This is a genomic window from Paenibacillus flagellatus (genome assembly GCF_003217775.1).
Taxonomy (GTDB): domain Bacteria; phylum Bacillota; class Bacilli; order Paenibacillales; family NBRC-103111; genus Paenibacillus_AB; species Paenibacillus_AB flagellatus.
In genome coordinates, this window is sequence record NZ_QJVJ01000004.1 from 325,425 (window position 1) to 341,592 (window position 16,168).

At 62.2% G+C, this 16,168-nt stretch carries 11 protein-coding genes and 1 riboswitch; of the genes, 1 reads left to right on the forward strand and 10 read right to left on the reverse strand.

The window, feature by feature from the left end; translation table 11 throughout:
- Positions 1-132: 132 nt before the first annotated feature.
- Positions 133-1,956, reverse strand: coding sequence for an ABC transporter ATP-binding protein (locus DLM86_RS11190; protein WP_110840083.1), 1,824 nt, complete (start codon positions 1,954-1,956; stop codon positions 133-135).
- Between the two features lie 164 nt (positions 1,957-2,120).
- Between DLM86_RS11190 and DLM86_RS11195 the strand changes: the two genes are divergently transcribed.
- A complete protein-coding gene (locus DLM86_RS11195) occupies positions 2,121-2,615 on the forward strand; it encodes an Hsp20/alpha crystallin family protein (protein ID WP_146250198.1) in 495 nt (164 codons plus the stop codon).
- A gap of 25 nt (positions 2,616-2,640) precedes the next feature.
- Here the strand turns inward: DLM86_RS11195 and DLM86_RS11200 are convergent, their stop codons facing one another.
- The 9 genes from DLM86_RS11200 to DLM86_RS11240 form a co-directional block, all read right to left on the reverse strand.
- Complete coding sequence (locus tag DLM86_RS11200; protein WP_158289424.1) at positions 2,641-3,144, reverse strand: DinB family protein; 504 nt, start codon at positions 3,142-3,144, stop codon at positions 2,641-2,643.
- Positions 3,145-3,252: 108 nt separating this feature from the next.
- On the reverse strand, positions 3,253-4,083 hold the full coding sequence (locus tag DLM86_RS11205) for an alpha/beta hydrolase family protein (RefSeq protein WP_110840086.1): 831 nt from the start codon (positions 4,081-4,083) through the stop codon (positions 3,253-3,255).
- 188 nt (positions 4,084-4,271) lie between these two features.
- Positions 4,272-5,273 carry a Gfo/Idh/MocA family protein gene (locus DLM86_RS11210; RefSeq protein ID WP_110840087.1) on the reverse strand — a complete coding sequence of 334 codons (1,002 nt, stop codon included), beginning with the start codon at positions 5,271-5,273 and terminating at the stop codon, positions 4,272-4,274.
- A complete protein-coding gene (locus DLM86_RS11215) occupies positions 5,270-6,577 on the reverse strand; it encodes a neutral/alkaline non-lysosomal ceramidase N-terminal domain-containing protein (protein ID WP_110840088.1) in 1,308 nt (435 codons plus the stop codon). Before DLM86_RS11215 ends, DLM86_RS11210 begins: the two co-directional genes overlap by 4 nt.
- 208 nt (positions 6,578-6,785) lie before the next feature.
- Positions 6,786-10,565, reverse strand: coding sequence for a heparinase II/III domain-containing protein (locus DLM86_RS11220; RefSeq protein ID WP_158289425.1), 3,780 nt, complete (start codon positions 10,563-10,565; stop codon positions 6,786-6,788).
- 289 nt (positions 10,566-10,854) lie between these two features.
- Entirely contained in the window at positions 10,855-12,489 is a 1,635-nt protein-coding gene (locus DLM86_RS11225; protein ID WP_110840090.1) for a type 2 periplasmic-binding domain-containing protein, read from the reverse strand.
- Positions 12,490-12,971: 482 nt separating this feature from the next.
- On the reverse strand, positions 12,972-14,066 hold the full coding sequence (locus DLM86_RS11230) for an SGNH/GDSL hydrolase family protein (RefSeq protein ID WP_158289426.1): 1,095 nt from the start codon (positions 14,064-14,066) through the stop codon (positions 12,972-12,974).
- Between the two features lie 87 nt (positions 14,067-14,153).
- Positions 14,154-15,212 (reverse strand): type I glyceraldehyde-3-phosphate dehydrogenase, encoded by a 1,059-nt coding sequence (gap, locus tag DLM86_RS11235; protein ID WP_110840092.1) that lies wholly within the window; start codon positions 15,210-15,212, stop codon positions 14,154-14,156.
- A 251-nt stretch (positions 15,213-15,463) separates the two neighbouring features.
- Positions 15,464-15,811 (reverse strand): metal-sensitive transcriptional regulator, encoded by a 348-nt coding sequence (locus DLM86_RS11240; protein WP_110840093.1) that lies wholly within the window; start codon positions 15,809-15,811, stop codon positions 15,464-15,466.
- 190 nt (positions 15,812-16,001) lie between these two features.
- Positions 16,002-16,111, forward strand: a riboswitch (TPP riboswitch).
- Positions 16,112-16,168: the final 57 nt, after the last annotated feature.

Consider the following 16,168-nt stretch of genomic DNA (forward strand, 5'->3'; position numbering starts at 1 on the left):
AGCCGGCTCGCGAAAAGGACGTCATATTCCCCCCATTCATTGTTATATGACGCGGCATCGCTCGGACGGTCCTCCGATTTTGCGCATGCCAAACAACCGGAGCGCACCCGCTCCGGTCTCGAATCGTCCCGTTTACAATCGGGAAGCGATCGACTTTTCCTCCGTCTCCGCCTCCTGGCCCCCGGCTCGCCCTTGCCCCGCCTCCGCGTGCATGCGCAGCTGGTTGACCGCGAACTCGCGGTACATCGGATGCGTCTCGAACAGCTCCTCGTGCGTTCCGATCCCCGTCACCTCGCCTTTCTCGATGAATACGATCCGGTCGGCGTCCACGACGGTGGACAGCCGGTGGGCGATGACGATCGTCGTCCGGCCGCGCATCAAATTGTCGAGCGCTTCCTGCACCGCCTGCTCCGACTTGCTGTCGAGACTCGACGTCGCCTCGTCGAGCATGAGCAGCGCCGGGTCGCGCAGCAGCGCCCGGGCGATGGCGATCCGCTGCCGCTGGCCCCCTGACAGCTTGATGCCGCGTTCGCCAACCTCCGTCTCGTAGCCGTCCGGCAAGCTGCGGATGAACGCGTCGGCGTACGCCGACCGCGCCGCGCGCTCGAGCTCCTCCCGCGACACGTCGCGGTCGGTTCCGTAGACGATGTTGTCCCGGATCGTCCCGGCGATGAGCGGGCTGTCCTGCGACACGTAGCCGATCCGGGCACGCCACTCCCGAAGCGACAGCTCGTCGATCGGATCGGCGCCGAACCGGATCGTCCCCGATTGCGGCGCATAATACCGTTCGAGCAGCGAGAACAGCGTCGTCTTGCCGCTGCCGCTCGGCCCTACGACGGCCGTCACCTTGCCCGGCTCGATCGCGAACCCGACGCCGCGCAGCACCGGCTCGCCGGGCTTGTAAGCGAACCGGACGTCCTCGAGCACGATCGGCCGCTCCTCCTTCGGCACCGGACGGCCCGTCCCGTAAGCCTCCTCGTCCGAGCGAAGCGCTTCGACGATGCGCTCCGTCGCCCCCATCGCCTTTTGGAACTGGGTGAAAAACGTCGACAGCTGCGTCGCCGGCATGACGATCTGGAACAAGTAGAGCAGAAACGCGACCAGCTCCCCGGCCGTCATCGCCCCCGACGAGACGCGGACGCCTCCGTAGCCGATCAGCGCGACGACGAGTCCCATCACCACGAGCATCATGACGGGCGCGATCATCGCCTGCACTTTGCCCTCCCTGACGCCGAACCGGTACAGGCCGGCGATGCCGGCTTTGCCGTTCTCGTATTCGCGGGGCTCCGCGTTCGACGATTTGACGAGCCGGATTTCCGACAGCACCTGGTTGAGCACCGACGTGAACCGGGCCGTCTCGTCCTGCATCCCTTTCGAGATGCGGTACATTTGCCGTCCGAGCGGCGCCATGACGGCGAACGTAACCGGAACGGCGATGAGCATGACGAGCGTCATTTTCCAATCCATGACAAGCAAAATGACGATCGAGCCGATCATCGAGATGATTCCGTTCAGCGAGCCGGACAGCTGCTCGGTAATGAGGCCGCGCACGATGCCGGTGTCGTTCGTCACCCGGCTCGTCAGCTCGCCCGTCTTGGTGTCGTCGTAATACGAGACCGGAAGGGCGAGCAGCTTGCGCCATAGCCGTTCCCGGATGCCCGCCACGATGCGGTGCCCGGTCCGGTTCAGCAAATAGATCGAGACGCCGGCGGCGACCGTCTGCGCGACGAACGCCGCGACGAGCAGCACGATATGGATCGGATCGAGCGAGTCGAGCGAGAAGCCGTCGACGAGGTTTTTCGTGAACAGCGGGATGACCAGACTGACGACCGTCCCGATCAGACTGAGGACGAGCGCGACGATCAGCTGCAGCTTGGGGGGCTTCGTCTCCCGGATCAGCGCGACGAAGTCGCCCCATTTGTTCCGGCGGGCCGCCGTGTTCGGTTTGGCATTCATAACGGTTTCGATCTCCATTCCTAGTGGGATATGGCTTCAGCTTAACAGCCGATCATGAACGGAATATGAACGGAAAACGGCGCATCGGCTCGAACGAACCGCAGAAGGCGAACGCACATATGCTGTATCGAACGAGCAAACCTTCGTACGGGAGCGATGCCATCATGAACGATAATCGAAATGGGCGCAAAGCGGCGGGAAGCGGGGGAGACGGATTCGACTGGAGCCAGTTCGACCGGTTGTTCGACGAGCTGTTTCCGAACGCGCTGCCGGGCGGCAAAAGCGATTCGTTTCGGCGCATCGGCCGATTCGTGCGCGACGTCGTGGAAGGCGCGGCGCCCGCCAATCGCGAGACGGCCGGGGCCCGCTCGGAGAAATCCGACTCCGTCCTGTTCCGCCCCGAGGTAACCGAGACGGAACGGTTCGTCAAAGTCCGCATCCCGATTCCGCATTCCATCGATCCGCGCAAGCTTCAACTGTTCGTCGACGGGACGACGCTGAAAATCGAAGGCCCGCTCGGCAACAAGCAGACGGTCCGGCTGCCCGCCCCGGTCGGAGTCCGAACGGGGCATGCGGCGTTCCGGGACGGCTCGCTGCACGTTCGGCTGCGCAAGCGAAGCGGTCCCGGGTACCGGGAAATTTACGTGGAATATCCTTAAACGGGGCGTGTCGTGCCGATCCGCTTCAGCGCGTGCCGCGCGGAGTGCGCGGAACCGAGGTCGTGACGTACGCGTCCCCGAGCTGATGCTTCGCCAGGTAGAGCGTCTGCCCGAGATGCTCGGAGAAATGGGAGGCGATCGTATGCATGATCTTGAATACCGTCATCGAACGTCCCCCCACGTCGATAACGCGCTCCCAATCGTCCGGGCGCAGGTCGTCGAGCGCCCGGTTCAGCAGCGCGAACGTGTCTCCGATCGTCGCAAGCAGCGTCTCCTTGCTCGCATGCACCGTCTCGTCGAACTCCGCCTCGCGGTCCCGCGTATCCGGCCCTCCGAACACGTTCGCAAGGATGCGCTGCTTCGCGTTGCCCGCGAGATGGACGATCAGGTTCGCGATGCTGTTGTCGCCCTCGGCGGGACGCCAGTTCAATTGCGCCTCCGACAGCTGGCCGACGGCCGCCGTCAGCCGTTTTTCGATGTCGGCATATTTTTCCCTCAAATACGAGATATTCATACCGTATAAATCCATCGTCCCATCCTCCTTCGCTTTTCCCGATTTTACCATATTCCGGACGCCGCCTGCCCGGGAAATTGCCGGGAACGGCAAAAAAGGAGCGCAATCCGCGCCCCTCATCCGCTATATTTCCCAATTGTGCCATTCCCGCTTCCGCTTCTCGTTGTACGTCAGCCAATGCAGCGTCTTGTCGTACAGCTCCCGCTTGCTCTCCCCGGAAGAAAACGTATGATCGGCCTGGAACAGCAGCTCCATGTCGCATTGGCCGAACGACCGCATCCAGAACAGCTTCTGATACAGCGAGCAGTAATCCGCGGGGACGACCCGGTCGGACGTGCCGTGCGCCAGAAATACGTCGCCCGCAAACTTGCGGAGCTGCGCGAACGGCTGATGCGCGGAGAGCGACTCGAAGAAAGCCGGGCGAAGCGAATAGCCCATATAGTCCGCCGATCCGTACCGGATGGCGTCGTCGTACGTATTCTGCCCGACGATGCGGACGATGTCGTTGAACGGATGCGCGACCGCCGACCAGAGCAGCAGCTGCTTCACGCGACGGTCCTGCGCCGCGGTCAGGAGCGCCACCGCCCCGCCCAGACTGTGTCCGAGCAGCGATACCCGATTCAGGTCGACGTAATCGATGTCGAGCGCGTAATCGAGCACGACGCGGGTTTGCTCGATCATCGAATCGAGTCCGCCTTCGCCGTAGTCGCCCGTGCTTTCGCCGCAGCCGGCGTAATCGAAGCGGAGCGTCATATATCCGGCGGCGGCGAATTTGCGGGCGGCGCCGACGAACAGCCGATCGACGCCGATCCGGTTGCCGACGAAGCCGTGGCAGATGACGATCAGCGGGCATTGCCCCCCTTGGTCGCCCTCGTTCGTCTTCGCCGCCTCCGGATAATGCAGCGTCGCCTTCAGCTCGATCGAGCCGTATTGAATCGTAATCGCCCTTTCCATCGGATAAATCCCCTCTCGTCAGCCGTTTTTGCGGATCGCATATTTCAAATAATTCCTATGTGTTTACTGTGTTATAAACTTACCATCGTTGCGCTTCGTCTGTCAATCCGTTCGCTCCAAAAACGCGAAAAAGCCGGGTTCCCCCACTAGCATAAGGAAACCCGGCTTCGCTTATTCGGCTTCGCCGTTCAATGTCCCGGCATCGACGCGTACGCCTTCGGCACGACCGGCCTCCCGGTTCGCGCCGACTCGAGCGCCGCGCATGCTAAAGCGACCGCCGCCACACCGTCCCATGCGCCGACGATCGGCTCCTCTCCGGTCCGGATGCACCGGACGAAATGCTCCAGCTCGAGCCGGTACGGATCGGCGCCTGCCGCGCTTCCCGGAATCGCCACGCCTTCCGCTCCGGCGGAGCCGGCCGATGCTGGCCGGGCGGCGGACGTCGGGTCCGGCGGCCCGTCCGTTCGCAGCAACCCGCCGGCTCCCGCCGCCTCCGCCGCCGCTTCGAACGGTCCCGGATAGCCCCACATCGCCTCCAGCGTGGCGATCGCCCCGCACTCGAACCGGATCGCGGCGGAAGCGCATTGCAATCCGGGGGAGCGGCGGACGTCGGCGTATACCGATGTCGCCTCGCCGAGCATCGATCGCATCCAGTCGATATCGTGGATCATCAGATCCATGACGACGCCGCCGCTCCTCGATTCATCGGCGAACCAGGCGTCCGCCTTCGGGTGAACGGTATACCGTTTCGCCCGGGCCAGCCCGACCGGACCGATCTCCCCCGCCTTCACCCGGTTCGCCATCGAGGCATACTCGGGAAAAAAACGGAGGACGTGCCCCGCGAACAGCCGAACCCCGTGACGATTGCATTCCTCGACCATGGCGATCGCATCGTCGACCGTAAGCGCGAGCGGCTTCTCGCAGATGACGTGCAGCCCTTTTCGGGCTGCGGCAACGGCGTATTCGCGATGCAGATCGGTCGGCAGCGCCAGCACGACCGCATCGAGCTCGGCGCCTCTCTCGAGCATCTCCCGGTAGTCGGCGTACCATCGGGCGCCGAGCTTCTCCGCCTCCCGCTCCGTGGCGGGCGAGGACGAGCAGATCGCCGCCAATCGGACGCCTTCCATGCCGGACAACAGCCCGGCGAACAGCTTGCCCATCGTGCCGTAGCCGACAACCGCCGCGTTCATCGCCGCTCCCCTCCCGACCGGCCGATCATCGCTTCGAGTCCGCGGCGCATCGACTCCTCGACGCTTTCGTCGAAACGTCCCGGCATGTGGAAATAGTAGGTGGATTCGACCGGTTCATAGCCGCCGCAGCCGATCTGCATCCGGGTCGGCACATACCCGATCATGCCGTTCGAATAAGGAACCGGCAGAACCGTTCCGTCCGAAAGCTTCTTGACGTACAGGCCGTATTCGACGACGACTTCCGCGTTCATCGCGAGCAGCGCCAATCCGTCCGCAATGTCCAGCGCGTTCATCTCGAGCGTCAGCCGCGTCGGGCGCTCGTCCAGCCTACGGAGCATCTCGACCGCCCACTCGTCGTACGGGGGCGCGCCTTTCGCCGCGATCGCCTCCAGCTCTTCCTTCGTCTCCAGCCGTTTCAGCGCGAGGGGAACGCCGCACGATCGGCCTGCGAGCCGAACCGGCTCCAGCTTGCGCATGGGGCGCTCCAGCACTCCCGCGACCGTCTCGGCCAGCTTATCCCCGAAGTAGTCGACGATCCCGTAATCGTCCTCGATATGCGGCGGCGCACTCTCTTTGAAAATATTGATATCCCCGCACGCCCCTTGCAAAAACAAGCAAACCGCGCCGTCGCCCAGCTTCCGCTCGAGCGTCTCCATCGCCCGTCCGGTAAATTCGGAGGAGACGAAATTGCGGCTCGTCGTAACGGGGTGGCAGGCGTAATGCGCGACGACCGCTTTCGTCCGGCCGGAAGCGGTCGTGAAACGGACGACCGTCACCTCGGGGTCCATCACCCCTTCCGGATCGTGCCCTCCGACCACCTTGCCGTCGGCGTAACGGCGCCGCTGCACGCCGATGCGCGATTCGCCTTCGCCGCGCTCGATCGTGACGGGCTCTGCGTTCGCCTCCGCCTCGGCGACCGCTTCGAGGAGACGGCGCTCCAGCTCGTCCACGTAAGCCGGATCGGCTTGTCCGAGCAGCCGATGGAAGGCGAAGCTCGCCTGCGGTCCGGAATGGCTGTGCGTCGCGTTCAGGATGACCGCCTCCGGCTCCAAGCCCCGTTTCTCCTTCAACTCCCGGTATAGCTTCGGCATCCGGTCCGATCCCCACCATAACAGATCGGCGGACACGACCAATGCGCGACGGACTGTCCCGTCCGCCTCCCGCTGACGCAAATAGAGCGCCCTCGCGTACAGCTTGCTGCGGATTCCCTCGAACGGCTCGTTTTGCCGTACCGCAAACCCGGCGAGCGGCACCGGCTTCGACGGCGTAATGTCCACTTTTGCGCAACCGATTTCCAGATTCATCGCGTACCGGCTCCTTTATCGATGCAGCTTCGTCGTTCTACCCCGATCGTACCGAACGGCCGCGAACGATGCATGCCAATTTTGGAACCGGGCAGGACACTTTTTGCACCCGGTCTCGTTGCGACGGCCATGTACGTTCGAGTACCGGAGAGAGGCGGCGGGCAGTCGGGAGAACCTATCCCGGACGGAGAAGGGGACTCCGCACCCGCTACAGTCCGACCTCTATCGAATGAGTCGCGGCGGATAAAGCATTCAGCGTCAGCAGCTTCGTCGACGCGTCGTACGCATATTGCGACGGCGCGAGCGCCACGCCGTCGACCTTCACCGATGCGACGGACGGCGCGTACAGCTGCGGCGAGCCCGGCGACGTCAGCGTCACCGTTCCCGTCCAAGCGGTCGCGGACGTTCGCCCGAGCGCGATGCCGCTGCCGGCGGGCGCGCTGACGAGCACCTGGGCGCCGTCGGTCAAGCTGGCGCCGGACACCGACGTATTGACCGCCGCGTACCGGTCGTAGCCGCCGGCCGCCGGCTTGCGCGCCATGCACTGCGTCGCCGAGCAGGCGATCGTCAGGTTGCCCGCCGACGTGACGGCCGCGTTCGTCGGATTGACGAACAGCTGGTCGGACGCCGCCGGCAGCGTTACGACGACGCCCGTCGCCATTCCGTTGACGGCCGTCGAGACCGGGTATGGAACCGCCTTGTCGATCGCCGTACCGGCCGGATTGAGCCGGATGTAGTCGAGCGCCATGGTGTAGCCGGCGCTTGCGGCGTTTTTGCCCGTCGACGTCAGCTTGAGCGTATGCGTGCCGGCCGCCAGCGTCCGGTTCGCGAACGCGAGCTCCAGCGTGTCGTAATACGTATCGTACAAGTCGATGCCGGTTTGCAGCTGGACGCCGTCCAGCTCGGCTTTGACCGTACCCGAGGCGCCGGTTTTGACGAACCCGAGCCGTACGTCGTAGCTGCCGGCCGACGGAACGTCGAAGCTGAACGTCACGAAGTCGTTCGCGCCGTTCGCCGCATACGTCGCGACCCGGTAAAACTTGTACATGCCGGCGCCGGCCGGCCGGCCGCCGCTTGCCGTAGCCGGGAGCAGCGTCTCCGCCTCGATGACGCCTTCGCGGTGCACCTTCGGCCGAAGCAGCGTGACGAACGACTCCTGCGTCACCGCCGACGAAGGCTTGACGCTGGCGTACGTGCCGAACTTCTCGGCTCCCGCGTACTGCGCATGCACCCTCGTCGCGCTCGCCGGGCGAAGCGTCTGTACGGCCACCGACGCCTTCGCCTTCTCGATCGTGAACGAGGAGGGCAGCGCGGCCCCGACGGCGAGCGGCGTACCGCCCGAGGCGATCGTTCCTCCCTTGTCGGTATGGAACAGCATTTCCGGCGTGCCGGCGGACGCGAGCGAGACGTTGTCGACGATCAGGTGATAGTCCCCCTTCACCGAGATGACGCGCCGTTTCCATTGCGAGACGTCGGGCGTCGTCGCATAGGAGCCGGTCGCGTCCCCGACGCCGAGATCGAAGACGGGCGAGGCGAAAAATCCGACCGCCGCTCCGCCAGCCTTCGACGACTGGCCGGCGCCGTTGACGAGCATCGCGTTATGCCCGACCGTGCCGGTCGTAAATTCGGTCGTCGCGGCCGTCGACGTATCGTTGTACCCCGGATCGGTCAGCAGCCATTCCCCGCCCGCGTTCAGAATGAAGCTGTTGTCGTCCTTATGGTTGTGCCCGAAATCGGAATTGTCCGAATAAAACGCCAGCAGCTGATCGATCGCGCTCCACCCCGTGCGGAACGCCTGATAGCCGATATCCGCGAACTGAGCCGACTTCGGCAGTCCGGCCGCGTCGGGGTCGGTATACCCGCCGGCATCGTTCAAATATACGAACCGCCCGAACGCCCCCGAATCCGACAGCTGCTCCTTCGCGTACCAGCCGGCCAGCCCGTCGCCGTTGCGGGCGAGGATGAGCGCCGGCGTCGCGATATTGCCCGCCGTGTCGGAATCGCTGAAGTTGGCGTTGCCCGTCCCCTGCGGCCCGTTGAAATAGACGAGCCACTTGCTCAGCCGGTCGGCGATGAACGGGTGCGCGAACGCGTCGCCGACGCCCGTCACCCGGCGTATGAAATCGTCCGCGGCGAAAATGCTGTTCAAGGCGACGCCCGTATACAAAAAGCCTTCCGTCTCGCCGGACGACTGGAGCCGGTCGAGGTAGTCGAGATGGATCTTGTACGCCTTGTCTATATAAACGTCGTAGCTTTCCCGCTCGCCGAGCCCCGCCGCCGCGGCCGTCGCCACCGCCCCGGAGACGGCGTAATAAATGTTTTGGTCCACGAACGTCTCCAAATCTTTTTTCGACGGCCGGATTCCTTTCTCGTACATCGCGTCCAGCAGCTTGTCCCGCTCGGCGGCGGACAGCAGATCGTAGACCATGTCATAGGCGGCCGCGACGCCGCGCATCAAGTAGCTGGAGTCGAGACAGGAAAACCCGCTCCCTCCGCCCAGACACGGATACGCCGGATCGCTCCAGACGTCCCAATCGGCGACCGACAGCGCGTACTGCTTCGCTTTGTTGCCGTAAGCGGCGTCGTTCGTGACGACGTACGCCAGCGCGAGCGTTTCGAGCCGCGTCTGGATGTTCGAGCCGACGGCCGACCAGAACGGATAATGGCCGCTCGTATAGCCGGGCGGATTTTCGTGCGGCTTCGGCTGAACCGGGGGCAGCGGGTACGACACCGTCACGCCTCCCGCGTAGTTGACGGAGAACGACGACTCGGCCATGTACGCGTCGGCTTGCGCCTTCACCTTTTGCCAAGTCGCGGCGTACGATTCGCCGTACGGGCCGGGCGACGTATCGGTCGCCTTCGCTCGCAGCGCCGGCACCTCGGATGCCGTGAAATACAGCCTAGGGTGCCCCGTCACGATCGGGGAGAACGGCTTCGAGGGCGGATCGTACGTTTGCTTCGCCGTTACGTCGTCGAAATAAGACGTTCCCGTATTCGCCGCATGCGAATAAGGCATGACGACCAAATAGTCGGTTCCGGCCGGTGCGGTACCCGAAACGGTCAACGATGTCCACCCGGTCGAGCCGCTGCTTGCGAAGAACGCGCCCACCCTCGTATCCGAGGCGTGATTGACGCTGCTCCGCCAAAATTCGAGATACAGCTGCGCCGTTCCGGAGACGCTGCGCACCCAGGCGCTCGCCTCGTACTTCGATCCCGCCGAGGCGGGCAGCTTGACGCTCCGCACGCCGTAGTTCGCCGTCGCGCTGCCGTCGATTATTTTCAAGCTTTTCGTCCCGCCATGGGCGTCGTCCGAGCTGACCGAAGCGGCGCCCGTCCCGTAAGCGGCCGTCCAATCGGCCGGCATGTTCGACGCATCCGCGCTTTCGAACGAGGCGTTCGCGACGGTCCCGACCTCGTCGATTCTCCGCATCGAGACGGCGTCGAAGTAGACGGCGCCCACGTTCCCCTTCGCGCTGTACATCATGACGCTCACCTTCGTCGTGCCTGCCGGCGCTTGGCCGCTCGCCTTCACATAATGCCATTCCCCCGCCGTCGGCGTGCTGCCGATCGCGTAGCCGAGACGCGCGTTGGTATCGTCCCAAAACTCCACATACAGCTGCCCGCCGCCCGATTCGGCATAGACGGAGGCGTAAGCCTCGTAAACGGAGAACGGGTGTGCCGCCATTTTGTCGCTCACCATGCCGTATGCGGCGGTGGCGGAGCCGTCGTCGATTTTCAAGCTTTTCGTGCCGTCGATGCTGCGCGCCGTCGATATCGTCTGCTGCGTTCCCCACGTGCCGCCGAAAACGGACCAGTTGGATGGCGGATTGCCGGTTTCGAAGCCCGGGTTCGCGACCGTCGTTTTCGCCGCTTCGCCGGCTTCTCCCGCCCGCGGAAACGAGACGACCGGAATCGTCAAGCCGACCGCGAGCAGCAGGACAAGCATAAGGCGTACAAACCGGTACTCGACTGGTATAGAGCGTTTCATCAAAAAACCTCCCATCGTTTGGTTTTATTCGTCGTCCGGCCGTTGCACGGATGCCGTCGTCGTTGCCGTCGCTGTTTTGACCGCCTCCTTTCCCATCGATTTTTAAAGCACTTTCATTTCGATTGCAAAGCCGATTATACCATGTCGCTCCGCACCGTGTCGGACCGATTCGTACATGGAGTGGACATCCGTTGATCCGGCGGCGAACCCGGCACCCCGTTGACACCCGCGAACGCGAAAAAGGCTCCCGGATGAACCGGAAGCCTCTTCCTTAAAGCCGCGCCGTCGATCAGTCGGACTTGAACTTGACCGTTTTGCCGAGCGCGTTCGATACTTGCGTCGCGTACGCTTCGAAAATGTCTTTCGCCTTGTATTTGACGAGCAAATCGTCCAAATATTTCGGCCAGTTTTTCGAATCCTTCTCCTCGAACAGCACTTTGACCTGCAGGGCGCGCATTTCTTTCCGGTACGCCCCGATGTCGAGGCCTTGCGGAGGAGCGACGTTCGTGCCGAGCGTATAAAACTTCAGCTTTTTGAACACCTCGAGAATGGCGCGGTCGTGATCGGTTTCGCGCGGGTCGATAATTTGCAGGCCGATCGCCGAAGGATCTTTTTGGTTGTACGAGAACACGCTGCCCCATACTTCCGTGAAGTTGCCGTTGGCGATAATGTCTTTTTGGATCGCGTCCGGAATCAGCGTTATTTTGTTGCCTTCCTTCTTGTAGTGGACGCCTTCCTTGCCGATGTTGGACAGCAGCCAGCCTTCCGGGCTCGCCAGCCATTCGAGAATTTCGATCGTCCGCTGCGCCTTCGCTTCCGACGTCTTGGCGTTGATCAGGAACGGGACGCCCGGCAGCGGCGAATACGTGACCGGCAAGTCGCCCGCGATGTGGAACGCTTCGAACGTCGCGTTCGGGTTTCCGGTAATTTCGCGCGTTTTCTTCTGTACGCTGTTGTTCGAATTGTCGAACGCGATGTCGCGGGTGCCGCCGAAGAAAATGCCCGCTTTGCCCTGCTGCACCTTGTTGATGTTCTCGCCGGCTTTGTTCAGGAACCAGTCGGGATCGACGATTTTCATGTCGAGCGTCTTTCGGATGTCGTCCAGCACTTTGGCCGTGCGCAAGTTCGTGCCGCTGTCGATAAAATTGTTGTCCTTGTCGATGAAGAAGCCCGGCGTCAAGCCGTTTTTGAACCATTCCGGGAAATCGTTCGGAATCGTCGTACCGGACCCGACGGTCGTATATCCGTACGTGTCGTTTTTGCCGTTGCCGTCCGGATCGTTGAACGTGAACGCTTTCATGACGGCGATCATTTCGTCGTAGTTCGTCGGCACTTTCAGGTTCAGGCTCGGATCTTTTTTGTTGAGCGCATCGATCCAGTCTTTCCGCACATAATAGACGCCGTAATAGTTTTTCGGGAACGGGACGGGGGCGCGCTTGAACACGTTTTGCACTTGATAGCGCTTCAGCTCTTCCGGCGTCACCCATTTGAAGTAGTTCGGCATTTTTTCCGGCGTTACGTATTTCGACAGGTCGGCAACCGCTCCGTCGATGATGTAGCCGTTCGATTTCGCGCCGTCCGCGTGGAACATGTCCGGTGCATTGCCGGAAGCGAGCAGCAGGTTCAGCTTGTTGGAAAACTCTTCGCCCATCGCCATGTAATCGAGCTTCAGCTCGACATTGAATTTCTCTTCGATCGTTTTTTTGATGAAATCTTTATCGCCCGACGGCAAGTTCGAGTTGTTCGTCGGCACCGCCGTCATCCAATACAGCGACAGCTTCTCTTTCTTTTGCTCCGCCGGATTCGTCGTCGTTCCCGTCTTGCCCGGATCGGCCGCCGGCTTGTCGTCCGATTTGCCGCAAGCGCTCAAGACGAGGGCGGACGCGACGGAGAGAGCCGCCAGTTGCTTCCATTGTTTTTTCAATGCGATGACCTCCCTGAGAGTCGTTGTGTGGGATGAATCGTGTAATCCCTTTCAGAAATCGCTTACAAAAATGTGCCGTTTTTGGGGCAAGCGCCCGGCTTCATCACCTCCGGCCGAAATCAGAAATTTCCAATAACTTACAGATAGCTGTAAAACACATGTATTTGTTTGTCATCAAACAATTCGGCGGAATATCGCGTTCTCCTGCCGGAGGCTCTGGCATTTTTTGCGGTTTGTCCCGCCGCACCATCCATTTTCTAAACTATAGCCTACGCGGGATTGTCTTAGCAAGTACTTGAAACTTCCATTCAAGAATCTGTATAAGACATGTATATAATACAATTAAAAAGACGTTTTGGGAAGAGGCAAACGGAAACAATTCGCCATGAAACGACCGCACGCCGCGCCGTCCGGCCGTACTCCGCCTCTCCCCTTCGCGTCGTTCTACCAAGCCTCCGGCCTCGGCCGCACGCCTCTTGCGTCTACCTGCTTCCCATGACCGCCCGAACCTGGGAAAATCCCGAACAAGACGCTTGTCCGTGCACGGCTTCGATTCGAATCTCCGTCACCGTCGCTTCGCCGTCGAACCGGCACCGGACGAACGACCGAGGGCCGTCCTCCAGCCCGAACCGTTCCACGCTCCCGCATGCCTTCCCCCCGTAGGCGATATGACCGACGGCGATGGACGCGGGTCTGCCGTAGCCCGGTATCGAAGCTCCCGCCCCTTCGTCCGTTTCCAGCTCGAGTCCTTGCGGGACGAGCGGGACGTCTTCCCATTGCGAAGCGTAATGCGCGGCCAGCGAACGGTAGCCGGCCCGGGACGGGTGCACGTCGTCGACGAAATGGGCCGGATTCACGCCGAACCCCCGGCTCCGGTCCATCGACCATTCGTAAAAGTCGAGGACCGCGGCGCCGTATCCGGGCAGCGTTGCGCGCATCCACCGGTTGATCCGGACGATCTGATCCCGCATGTCCGGAGTGGCCGCATCGTGCTCGCCCAAGTCGGAGAACAGGCAGACGATGCCCCGGTCGCGGGCGTCCCGCGCCATAAGCAGCAGATGCTCCTGGATGAACGCATCCTCTTTGAGCTGGAATACGTCGTTGATCCCGGCTACGACGAAGACGGCGTACGCTTGACCCGACAGCGTCCGGTCCCCTCGTCCGTCCGCCGGATCGTACGATTCCCCGAGCGCGTCCCGTCTCCATCGCCCCCATATTTGGTCGGTTCGTTGACCTCCGATGCCGTGGTTGAACCAATGCATGCCCGTCAAGGCGCCGAATTCGCCGGAAAGCTGACCGGGCACGTTCCGGCGTTCCGGGTCGAACCCCGGCTCCCCGTCTTTTCGCAGACGGCCGTGCGTTTCGGGCTTTCCTTCGGCGATGCTGTCCCCGATGACGACGCCGAACGGAAGCGCCAGCCGGATCGCGGAGCCCGCGTATCCGGCTTCGGATGACGAAGAGACCGGGACGACGAAGCCGCCGCCGGACTGTCCGAAGCTTCCCCCGTCCTCGTCCGGAACCCGCCCCGTCCGCTCCCAACCCGCTTCCTTCAAATGGACGATACGGCTCCTTTTCATTGGACGTTCCCCTCCCGTCTCCGAATATCGCTTCCTATCGTAACGGATCCGCCGGTGCCGCATCGGTCATTTTTTTATCGGAGCATGTCAATTGTTAACGGGAACCGCCTCTGTCCATACCGCCGCCGCTCCGATCGGGCCCGCGATCATCTTCGCGGCGTCCACGACGCGGCAGGCGTACCCCCATTCGTTGTCGTACCAGGCGAGCAGCTTGAGCTGCCGTCCCGCCGACGCGAGCGACAGCCCGTCGATCGTCGCCGATTTGTCGGAGCCGATATAATCCGACGAGACGAGCGGCTCGTCGCTCCAGCCGACATAAGGCGCGAACGCCGGACTCGCCGACGCCGTGCGGAGCGCGTTTGCCGCTTCCTCTGTCGTCGCCGGCGTACGGAGCTCAATCGTCATGTCGGCCAGCGATACGTTCGGAACCGGCACGCGGACCGATACGCCTTCGACGAGCGGCGCCAAATGCGGAAGGACGCCGGCCAGCGCTTTGCCGACGCCGGTCGTCGTCGGTACGATCGATTGCGTGCAGGCGCGGGCGCGGCGCAAATCCTTGTGCGGGTTGTCCATATGATTTTGATCGTTCGTATACGCGTGTACGGTCGTAATCCATCCGCGCTCGACTCCGAACAGCCCGTCGATCATATGGAGCAGTGGAGCCGCGCAATTCGTCGTGCACGAGGCAGCGGAGACGAGACGATGGAGGTCCGGATCGAAGCGGCCGTCGTTGACGCCCATGACGACCGTCAAGTCGAGGTTTTTGCCCGGAGCGGTGACGACGACTCGCTCCGCGCCTGCGGCCAAATGCTTCGACGCTCCTTCGCGGTCGGTGAACTTCCCCGTCGCGTCGAGCACGACGGCGCAGCCGTGACGGCCCCACGGAATGGCCGCCGGGTCGCGTTCCGCGGTTACGGCCACTCTTTTTCCGTTGATGATGAGATCGCCCCCGTCGCATCTCACGTCGGCGTTCCACCGGCCGTGAACCGTATCGTAACGGAGCAAGTGCGCGACCGATTCGACCGGATGCGTCGCGTTGACGGCGCGAATGTCCAAGTCCCCCTTGTCGAACGCCCTCCGGATGAGCAGTCTGCCGATGCGTCCCAAACCGTTGATGCCGATCCCTACCGAATTCGCGTTTGACATGATAAGCCTCCTAAATAAATGATGGCGATATATATTACACACTATATCACATTTTGATGTGTTTTAAATAGGTTTTTATTTATTTAATACATACTATATCGAGATGGATATGCCCTTCCGCTTCCTTCAAACGAATGCAGCCCGCGTATTCCGGCGCAAAAGAAAAACCCCGCGGACGCAGCCGTCCGTTTGCCGGACCGCCTGTCTGCGGGGGAGATGCGTTACGCCTGCCATTCGATATTCGAACCATCTTATTTCATCAGCTTGTTGACCGTAACGAGAAGCTCGTCGATAATGTCCCGGTCGCCTTCCCGGATCCGTTCGACGACGCACGACTTCAAATGTCCTTCGAGGAGCAGCTTGCCGACGCCGTTCAGCGCCGCCTGGATCGCGGCGATCTGGTTGAGCACGTCGTCGCAGTACGTATCCTTCTCGATCAATCCTTTAACGCCGCGGATTTGCCCTTCGATCCGGTTCAGCCGGGCGGTCAAATTGCTTTTCAGCTTGTCGGAATGATGGCTTTTGCGCTCGTCCGCGCCCTCCGTGTGGCAGCCGGCCTGCCCGCCGCCATGGGAATGTACCGCCGATTCGTCGTTCACTGGAAACCGACCTCCTTCTTCTCGTATGGTACCCTTCCGCCCTATCGGCGTCAAGCCGATCGCCGGCTCACCTCCCGACACCGGTACGCCGAACGCTCCAACCGCCCTTCAACGGCAAATCGATCCGACGGTGCCGGGGATAACGTTGACAAACCGGCGGGTTCCATGTAAGGTGAGTGTGAACGAAATATTCGATCACTGGGGGGGCCCGATCGCGGGCTGAGATGAAGGAATCGACCTTCGGACCCTTTGAACCTGATCTGGAGCGAAGCCAGCGTAGGGAAGTGGTGCGTACCGATTGTCGGCGTCCGACGGATGTCCGGCCATCCCATCGATCGTACCGCCGCCCGCGAGGGC